We start from the raw sequence: 9,566 nt of genomic DNA, 5'->3' as shown, positions 1-9,566 counted from the left end.
CTTGTTCAACACTCGGGATTTAGTGTTGGCTTCGCAACACCTTAATCCTTATTTGTTATGTGTTTGAACTTAAAGTAAATTCCATTTCTATTAATCCATTCACTTCCACGGTTTGCGTAAACCCTTTTTCTTTATATAACTTGATTGCTGGGTTTTCGCTGAACACACGAAGAAGTAACTTTTTTGATTGATGCTGTCTAGCGTGAGTTATAATCATATCGAGACTTTTCGCACCGATACCCTTCCCGTGAAATTCTGGGCTTAACTGTAAATCTCGGAGAAAAGTGGTCGATTCGTTATAGCTAAAACGAACAATACCAACTCGATAATTATCCGCGAATATTTCAAAGTTATCCAAGATAGCCCAATTGTTGATAAACAGATTGCTGTCCCAAACGATATTCCGAGTTAAATAATAACTAGCCATATTGGATTGAGTTAGTGACTCAGCATATTTTAGCTCAGAAGCTCTTTTAAACTGGATATCCATACTTACCCCTTGGGAACACATAACATTTTAATATCGTGCCAGCACGAATTGATGTATTCAGCATATCTCAATAGCTTTACCTAACCAACTGAAAATTATAAATATAATCCAGTTTTATTCTAATTTTTAGTTGAAAACCGTGCAAGCACATATTGCTTCCGATTCAAGGCGCGTTATCAATCAAAAATTTTCTTTTAATTCTCTATTATTCAATGACTTAAAAGTAGTTGAACAACATATTCGTGCGTAAGTGTGATTAAAGGTTAGTTTGTTGTGGATTAAAACATTTAGCTACATTGTTGGAACTCTAGCCATGAGGAAGTAAGGCAAGTTACAGGGTTTGAAACTGAGTTCAATCCCTCTCTGGCTCACTTTGGGGCAGAAACAAGCCAGCAAAACAACACCACCCCGCTTTCATAAAGAAAACCTTTAACACGTTAAACCATGATTTATTGCGCTTAAACGCGGTCATGAACCATCTGATGCTAAATTCAAAGCCTCCGAGGTGACTCTAAGCTCCCACTAACATCTGTATTCCTTCTCATACTGATCTATTTCCCTCTTTTCGAAGTACAAGTTATTAATAATTCGATATAAATCGCTCTAATATTTGAAATTGTTGTCTACAGTTTTATAGAGCTTGTCGCTTCGGTAATTGCCACAAGTAACGACACCTTTTGATGGTAAGTTTTGGTTATAAGGAGAGGGAATGGAAAACCCAATTGTCACACTTAAACAGGCCAGCAAAAGCTTTGTTGATGGTAAAGACACTCATAGCGTGTTGGAAAATGTCGACTTCGCTTTGGCAACAGGGGCAAGCGTGGCTTTGACAGGGGCGAGTGGCAGCGGGAAAAGTACTTTGCTGAACATCATTGCGGGGTTTGAACCTCTATCCGGAGGAGAGTTGTGGCTCGATGGCGAGAACACATCAAACTGGAAAGACCCACAATGGAGCCGATTCCGCCATCAAAAATTGGGGGTTATCTTTCAACAGTTCAACTTATTGACCCCACTCAACGTAAAACAGAACATCGCCTTCCCGCTCCATTTAAATCAACAAAAATGGGGCGACTGGTGCGATTACTTAGTGGAAGCGTTAGGCATCAGTGAATTGCTCGATAGGCATGTATCTGCACTCTCTGGCGGTCAACAACAACGAGTCGCAATAGCGCGTGCGCTAGCCCATAAACCCAAACTATTGCTTGCCGACGAACCCACAGGCAACCTCGACCACAAAGCAGGTATAGAGGTTATGAAGCTGCTGAGTGAAATCACTACACAAGGTAACACTGCCGTGCTGTTGGTTACGCACAGCCCAGAATGCGCCAGCTTTATGCAGACAAAATTGGTGTTAGATGATGGTTGTTTAAAGAACGTAGATCTAAAACTGAATCAGCACCAATCTTGTGAGCAATCCAATGAAGCAAGTTAAGTTCGCTCAAACTTGGCTTCCACACACCAAGCTGACTCTGAACCTATTCGCGGCGCACTATCGCCAATCGCCCTTGCAAGCCGCAGCGATTCTGATCGGCATTGTGTTAGCGGTCACCTTGTTTGTCGCAGTGCAAGCCATCAACCTCAATGCCAAGCGCAGTTATGCAGAATCGACCGAGCAACTTAGCGCTCAAGCGCAGAACCTTATCATTCCACCAGCAGGGCAAAACTATTTGCCGGAATCGCTCTACTTCAGCTTAAGACAAAGTGGATTAAGCGCAGCACTGCCCGTGATTGAAGGACGAGTGAGAGACGAACAAGGTCGTCGTTGGTCGGTACAAGGCAGTGAATTGATCGCAGCTCTTACCTCAAGATCTCGCTATTCTAGCGGCAAGCCAGACGAAAACGATAGAACGTCAGAAGACAGTCAAAACATATCCCTGTTCGACAGCGCATTACCGCTTCCTCAACTGTTAGCGGGCAAGCCCATTGTGATGATGAGCCAATCGCAACACCAAAACTTGGGCGAAGTAGACACACTAACTCTCGATGAAGTAGTCACCCAAGTTGTGGTGCTGCCTGATGAATGGCAGCTAGGTAGCCGAATGTTGATGGACATTGGATTCGCTCAGCAACTGCTTAACAAGCAAGGACAACTGAGCTATATCGCTGTTTTTAACACTAAAAGCGATACTCAGGGTAAGTGGCAAAGCCTCATAGGTGCACAAGGGCAATGGATTTCCAACAACCAAAGTACGGATCTCGGTTCAATTACCGATAGCTTTCATCTCAATCTTACCGCCATGAGTTTGTTGGCGTTTTTGGTTGGTTTGTTCATCGCTTACAACGGCGTAAAATACAGCTTGCTCAAGCGTAATCGGCTGTTGGTACAAATTCAGCAAGCTGGAGTTGCGCCAAGCATCGTGTTTTCTGCTCTGCTAATCGAGCTCACTGTTTTAGTCACATTAGGCGCGTCACTTGGTTTCATTCTCGGCATTCAACTCAGCCATTGGCTACACCCAACCGTCGCGATAACGCTTGAGCAACTTTATGGTGCAACACTGCTTCCCGGTACATGGCAGTGGCAATGGCTAGTGCAGGCTTTATTACTCACGTTAGCGGCTACGTTAGTTGCATGTTGGCAACACTTTAAGCAGCGTATTCGACAACCACTCTCTTCCCATGGCGGTTTTTACCAAGCGCCAGAGGCTTCTAACGAAAACCAGTTGTTTACTATCGGGTTGGTGCTGACAGTTATCGCGTTAGCAGGATTATGGCTTAGCGAGCATCATCGCTTCACCATGGCCTGGCTTGGAGTGTTAGTGGTGTCGATTCCTTTATATCTACCCAAAACGCTCAGCGTGTTAGCAAATTGGAGCGAAAAACGCACCCAATCGGGGCTAATACAATATCTTTTTGCTGAACTGAGAGAGCTAATATCTCCCCTATCCCTTGCCATGATGGCGCTGCTTCTAGCGGTTACTGCTAACATGGGAATGAATACCTTAGTTGGCAGCTTTGAATCCACCTTGAAGCAATGGCTAGAACAACGCTTACACGCCGATATTTACGTTAGCCCTGCCCAAGGTGAAATCGCCAATGTAGAGCGCGCGTTAGAACAGTTTGATAATGTTAAAACCGTCTATAAGCAATACTACGTCGATGATAACTTGCAGGGCTTACCAACTTTGCTCGGCACCAAAGACAAAGACACACTTGAGCAAACCATGGTGTTCCAATCCCGCGTTGATGACTTCTGGACGCGCTTTTACAAAGGTGAGTTAGTGGCAATCAGCGAACCTACGGCGGTCAAGCTCCGATTATCATTGAATAGCAAACTTGAACTTGATGCGATCCAAGACAAAACACTCATCGTCGGGGCGATTTTCCACGATTACGGCTCACCGAATGGCGAAGTGTTACTTGCACCTAATTTATGGCTCGAAAGCGGATTTACTGACTTACCCACCAGCTTGGGAATCAAAGTTTCTGGCGACCCACAAGTGGTGTACGAACAGCTACGCCAACAACTCAATTTGCACCCTAGCCAGCTTTACGATCAAGCGCAGATCAAATCGATCGCTTTAGATATATTCTCACAAACTTTTGCCATCACTCGGGCGCTTAATGGCGTCACATTAATGGTGGCGGTGATTGGGTTGTTCTGCGCCTGTTCCATGTTGCTCGATGCACGCAAAGCCGCCATTGCAAGGCTGTATGCGCTCGGTGTTAGTAAGAAAAAATTGATGGCGATGGTGGTCGGGCAAATCGTTGTTCTGGTCGCCTTCACTCTGGTTATCGCTTTACCACTCGGCGCTATGGTCGGTTATGTGTTGACGGACATCGTCACCCTGCGCGCCTTTGGTTGGAGTTTAAATTATGTATGGAATTGGAATGATGCACTCAGCATCGCAGCCATCACCATTTTAGTGGCTGTGATTGCGACCTTGATTCCACTGTGGCGTTTGGTCAGTAAACCCGTGGTATCCAGTTTACAGAGTGAGGTGTTGTGATGACTCGACCAATGAGAGCTTCCGTTCTAACACTTGGCATCTTGCTCCTTTTAGGGTGTGAGGAGTCCACACAACAAACCGCTCAAAATATGGGTTCGATACTCGGCACTGGAACACAAGCCGATAATGAAACACAAAAAGAGACTGAGCAATTCACGCCGGTAGTAAAAGGCGTGGAGATCACCTTCCCTACCGACCATCAAGCACACCTTAATTTTCGTCATGAATGGTGGTACTTAACCGCAAACTTAATTGATGAAGAAGGCAATGCGTTGGGCGTGCAGTGGACACAATTCCGCTTCGCGGCTGCACCACAGGACAGTGGCAATGGTACTAAGAAAACCACGTGGCAAAGCCAGCAGATTTACATGGCGCACAGTGCTGTCACCACTAAAGACAAACACTACGCTGATGAGAAGTGGTCACGCGACCAAGCAGAACTGGCAGGTGTAAGCGCTTCCCCATTTCGTGTCTATCTTGATGACTGGCAATGGAACTCTTCAAGCGATGATCTATTCCCCGCAAACTTGAACGCTAATTCCGATCAGTTTGGCTATTCGCTAACGCTCACCAGTAACTCGCACTATCAAAAGCAGGGCGAGCAAGGCTACAGCACCAAAAGTGGCGATGGCAAAGTGGCTTCCTATTACTACAGCCAACCATTCATCGATGTATCAGGCGAAGTAACCATTGATGGCATAACACATCAAGTGTCTGGCAAAGGTTGGATAGACAGAGAATGGAGCTCGCAGTTTTTACTCGACTCACAACAAGGTTGGGATTGGTTTGCGCTAAGGCTGAGTAATGAAACCAGTTTGGTGGTATTCCAGCTTCGCAACTCAACATCAGGCAAAGCCAGTTATGCTCACGCAAGGTTAATGAAGCAGGATGGCTCTGGCATTGCGATTTCACAGCAAGACATCAGCTTAACTGCTATTAGGCAAACTGAAATCGATGGACGTGACTATCCAACAGAGTGGCAAGTTTCGATTCCGACTCAAAAAATAGAACTGACTGTCTCAGCACTCAATCCAGAAGCAAAAATGCCACTGTCGGTGCCCTATTGGGAAGGGCCAATCGTTATTGAAGGAACACACTCTGGTACGGGCTATATGGAGTTGACGGGATATTAAGCATACCGGTACGGACATCGCTGCAATCCACAACTAATGCCTTACAGAAAGTTATGTATTCTTAGATTGTTCATGAAGATTTTTAGGTAACTATCTGTTATTAAAGAGTAGAATAGCCATTATTCAGATACTAGGTAGAAAATTTCTATCTTTAAATACAGAATTTTCTGTCTAATAACTAATAAGTTTCTATTTAGAGTTTGAGGGTAAGTTTGAATGTATGAAGAGCTGTTAACGAGAAAATTAAAGTTAGAACTCCAAGAAAATGGATATCCATCTGATGCTGTTATTGAGGAGCTAGCGGTTAGAAATCCTGATGGTCGAGTTCATTATATAGATTTAGCAATCATCGACCCTATAAGTAGCTCCATCTTAGCTATTTTTGAAGTTAAGAAAAATCTTGATGACAACCAGCAGATTAGAAAGGCAATAGCCCAAATAAAGTCATATTCGAAGAGTTTACCTGATTTACCTTTACTGTTCTTGTTTTGCTCCAATGAAGACAAACAATTCATCTATTCAGCGGACGTAGAAAGCAACAACTTGGAGCCATTAAACAAACTACCTAGTTTCGAGTCATTACTTAGTTCGCAAACATTAAAAGGTGTCGACCAAACACATCGCAAAGATACTAGTGTTGCTAAGAAATGGTCAAACATAGTTGCAGGAATGAGCTCTTCAATTGCAATAGCAGCATTACTCATTACATCATTTGGACTGTTTTTTGACAGCAGTAGTAAAACACTAGGGAATAAGGAACTAACTCTCGAATTATCTACGATGAAAGCAAAAACGTATCAAAGCCAAGCAATCGTTGAAAATCTAGAGCGAGAGCTAAATGAAGTAAAAGGTAGTTTAAGTTTGTTGTCAGATTTGCCTGAAGAGCAAAAATGGAAAATTGAAGTGAGCAAGTTACAAGCTAATGTTGAAGTACTTTCCAATAAAATAGAATCCTTAGAGTCCGTTCTAACTTCAGATCCTACTAAGGCTTTAGCGGTACCCCTTTTGCGTAAAGATCTTGAAAGTACAGAGAAAACATTAACACTTGAGTTATTACAAACTAGAGCTGAATTGGAACGTATGTACGACCAAAATAAATGGTTTATTGGCTTGATGTTTACAATAGCACTAAGTGTTCTTGGTATGGTGGCGAGTAGCTGGTTCAACAGGAAAGAAACTTAACAAACGTTTGAGAGTGATGCCAACCGCGTGACGGTTATCTCAACTTACCATGCCATTAACTACTAAAGGATAAATAATTGGAATTAAGCGTACTAAAAATAGTTATATTCTTGGCTGGTTGTCTCTCTGGATACTTCATCGCATATTCGAAGAAGAAAGGTGAAAATAAGGCGTTGCTAGAAGACATTCGTCAGTTAGAACAAGAAAAACGTTCAGTAGAGACAGATTTTGTTCTTAAAATAGAAGAAGTTAAAAAACAACATAACTTAGAGTTTGAACGACGTAAATATCAGTATGAAGAAAAAAGTCGTGTATATTCAGACTTCTGTTCAGAGTTAGATCGTTACCAGAGTAAAGGGCAAGTAATCCTAAAAGAGCAAGCTATGCCAATGATTTCAAGATTTCTTAAATCATTGGAAGCCTCAAATGACTCAGAAAACCTAGCTAGAATCTCGTTCTCTGAGTATTTTTCAGACGTGTTACTTTTGTGTAATGAGTTGAGTTTAGCTTTCATTGAAATGAAGAACCAAACCAATAAGTTAAGGTTGGTGACATCTGAGGACACAGACTTATTACTGACCCAACTCACGGATAACCTTCAAAAGTTAAATGATGTTTCAATCGAGATGATGAAGTTTATTGCTACACCAGAAGGTATGATAGACCCAAATAAACAACAGCAATACACCAAATGTTTAGTTGCTTTAGGTGATGACAATCAAGTCATTCGTAATGACTTAATACAGCAAATGAAGGCCGAGCTAACTTCAAGCTAGCAGCTAACGTTATAACCTCAATATCGTATTATCTCTGCCCAACACCGAGTTCGCAGCATCAAAAAAGCCATCACGAAGATGGCTTTTTAATACGAATTACAGAGGCATACCTACTGCTTAGCGTTGTTCAGACGACAAAGCGACCAATCAACCGTTACATCGGCTGCCATAAATATCATTTACCCAGCTTGGGTTATCAACGAATGGGTTACGGTTACCTTGCCACTGCACGGCTTTTTCATGGCGGTTACGCTCCCAATTGTCTACTGGATCGGCGTTATGCCATTGAAGTAATGTGCATAGCTTTCCAACCTTAGGCTTGCCTGACGTACTCGAAACATCATCAACCAGATACAAATCAGGCATGTTTGCGTTGTTACCTTCATAACGTACGGCCATGTAGAAAATCGAACGAGCAGTATCACCCTTTACAGCATCTCTAGGTTCAAAGCTGTCATAATCGGTTTTGTTCAACGGCGACTTTCTCAATGGCGAACCACCAAAGTCAAAGTCTTTGTTTGAGCGGATAGAGTTAATCTCTGCGTCGGTGGGTTGCAGGTGATGAATGTCTGTATAGCCCCACTGATCTTTACGCTTAAAACCAAAAGATTTAGGCCAAAGGTGCTCACGGTTCCATGCATTTTTGTCGTTATTTCCCGACGACGTAAAATCTTTAGATTGTGAACGGCCGCTGTAATACAGAATCACGTTATTCGAGTTATTCGGGTCTTCGTTGGTATCTTTTAATGCCGACCATACCTGGGTATACGATAATTGCTTTTGCCCACGAGCAGCAATGACACCGAGCATGTCTTTTAACGCATTTCCGTTGAGTCCTTCAGCTTCAAGGTAGTAGCCGTCAGGGTATGTAATATCTGCAAGCGCAACTGGACTAAGAGCGGTAGAAATTAGGAAAAGGCTTAGATTTAAACGCATTTTCATTGTTTTAGTATCCTTATTATTGTTTTAATCACTCATCATTGATGAGTGTCCTAAGACTCTACAAAACACAATTTATATGCAATTGTTTTATTTATAAAAAGGGAGGTCTGACGCCTTATTATTGAAGGGATCAATATCCAGTTCTTAATAGGTAATAACTCGCAATGGATTCTAGGTACTTTAGTTTGGCAAGACTTAACGTTTTGCCGTGACAGACACCCGTTTCCAAACCTATGCCTCTCCCTATACTAATTACAACAAACGATTCTTATATTGCTCTGGTGTTTGGCCTGAATATTTCTTGAACATACTAATGAAGGGGCTGGCTTGGTTGTAACCTAATGTGAGTGCCACTTCTTTAACCGACTGCCCGTTTCTTAATAGGTCCATAGAGTACAAGTAGCGAACTCGTAGTCGCCATTCCGTGAAGCTCATACCTAATTCACTTTGGCAATGACGCGACAAAGTACGCTCAGTTGCGTGTACTTTCTCTGCCCAATCTTTTAGCGAGATATCGTCGGTTGGGTTCTCTTCTATCGCTGCAAGAATGGGGGCAAGATACTTGTTATCAGTTGAAGGTAAGAAGTGATGCTCGACTTGGCGCTCTGCAAGTTGATCGAGTAACACCCGAACAAGCCTTTGATCTTGTTCGCTTTGTGCAACGTTAATATCGCGTTGGCGAAAGTCATCAATAATCGAAGACACGATTGGGGTGATCTTAATGAGGCTGGTTTTCTCAGGCAGATGCTGAGTTAACTCATGAGCAATGTTCAGTGAACAGTAATCCAATGGCTTACGGTTGTAACTGCAGTGCATGACCCCAGCTGGCACCCAAATAGCGAGATGTGGCGGCGCGAGAAAGCGTATGCCTTCTGCTTCCATTTCAAGAATCCCACCGCTGATCAACTGAACCTGTCCCCAAGGGTGGCTGTGAATACGAGTTTCGGTGTTCGATAAGAAAGCTTCGAAATTCATAAATACGTTGGATGGTGCCTTATCGATTGATAAGGACGGGTGAAGGTTTCTTGAGTGTTTTTTCAAACTTGTCTTCCTATCGCGTCTGATGTCTTTTTAAAGATATCTGTAAGTATAACGA

At 42.9% G+C, this 9,566-nt stretch carries 8 protein-coding genes; 5 read left to right on the top strand and 3 right to left on the bottom strand.

All coding sequences use genetic code 11. The features are described 5' to 3' along the window. Window positions 1–55: 55 nt before the first annotated feature. A complete protein-coding gene (locus ED652_RS14060) occupies window positions 56–490 on the bottom strand; it encodes an N-acetyltransferase (protein WP_254051696.1) in 435 nt (144 codons plus the stop codon). Window positions 491–1,199: 709 nt separating this feature from the next. On the opposite strand from ED652_RS14060, the gene ED652_RS14055 reads away from it, so the two are divergent. The 5 genes from ED652_RS14055 to ED652_RS14035 all read left to right on the top strand — a co-directional run bounded on the left by ED652_RS14055 (window position 1,200) and on the right by ED652_RS14035 (window position 7,528). After that, on the top strand, window positions 1,200–1,922 hold the full coding sequence (locus tag ED652_RS14055) for an ABC transporter ATP-binding protein (RefSeq protein ID WP_122055220.1): 723 nt from the start codon (window positions 1,200–1,202) through the stop codon (window positions 1,920–1,922). After that, the gene (locus tag ED652_RS14050; RefSeq protein WP_122055219.1) at window positions 1,909–4,437 is read left to right on the top strand and encodes an ABC transporter permease; all 2,529 of its coding nucleotides are present in this window, start codon (window positions 1,909–1,911) and stop codon (window positions 4,435–4,437) included. Before ED652_RS14055 ends, ED652_RS14050 begins: the two co-directional genes overlap by 14 nt. Beyond that, window positions 4,437–5,570, top strand: coding sequence for a lipocalin-like domain-containing protein (locus tag ED652_RS14045; protein WP_122055218.1), 1,134 nt, complete (start codon window positions 4,437–4,439; stop codon window positions 5,568–5,570). The genes ED652_RS14050 and ED652_RS14045 overlap by 1 nt, the downstream gene beginning before the upstream one ends. A 216-nt stretch (window positions 5,571–5,786) precedes the next feature. Then, a complete protein-coding gene (locus ED652_RS14040) occupies window positions 5,787–6,752 on the top strand; it encodes a type I restriction enzyme HsdR N-terminal domain-containing protein (RefSeq protein WP_102294936.1) in 966 nt (321 codons plus the stop codon). Window positions 6,753–6,829: 77 nt separating this feature from the next. After that, on the top strand, window positions 6,830–7,528 hold the full coding sequence (locus tag ED652_RS14035) for a hypothetical protein (RefSeq protein WP_122055217.1): 699 nt from the start codon (window positions 6,830–6,832) through the stop codon (window positions 7,526–7,528). A 147-nt stretch (window positions 7,529–7,675) separates the two neighbouring features. On the opposite strand, the gene ED652_RS14030 is transcribed toward ED652_RS14035, so the two are convergent. Together ED652_RS14030 and ED652_RS14025 are read right to left on the bottom strand one after the other, a co-directional pair. Next, entirely contained in the window at window positions 7,676–8,470 is a 795-nt protein-coding gene (locus ED652_RS14030) for an endonuclease I family protein (protein ID WP_102280484.1), read from the bottom strand. Between the two features lie 252 nt (window positions 8,471–8,722). Next, window positions 8,723–9,511, bottom strand: a complete 789-nt coding sequence (locus tag ED652_RS14025) for a helix-turn-helix domain-containing protein (RefSeq protein WP_017104902.1) — start codon at window positions 9,509–9,511, stop codon at window positions 8,723–8,725. Window positions 9,512–9,566 lie beyond the last annotated feature (55 nt).

It is taken from the genome of Vibrio sp. Evd11, assembly GCF_900382755.1.
Classification (GTDB): Bacteria; Pseudomonadota; Gammaproteobacteria; order Enterobacterales; family Vibrionaceae; genus Vibrio; species Vibrio lentus.
The sequence above is the reverse complement of the archived record's forward strand: the minus strand, read 5'-3'. Positions and strand labels throughout refer to the sequence as shown.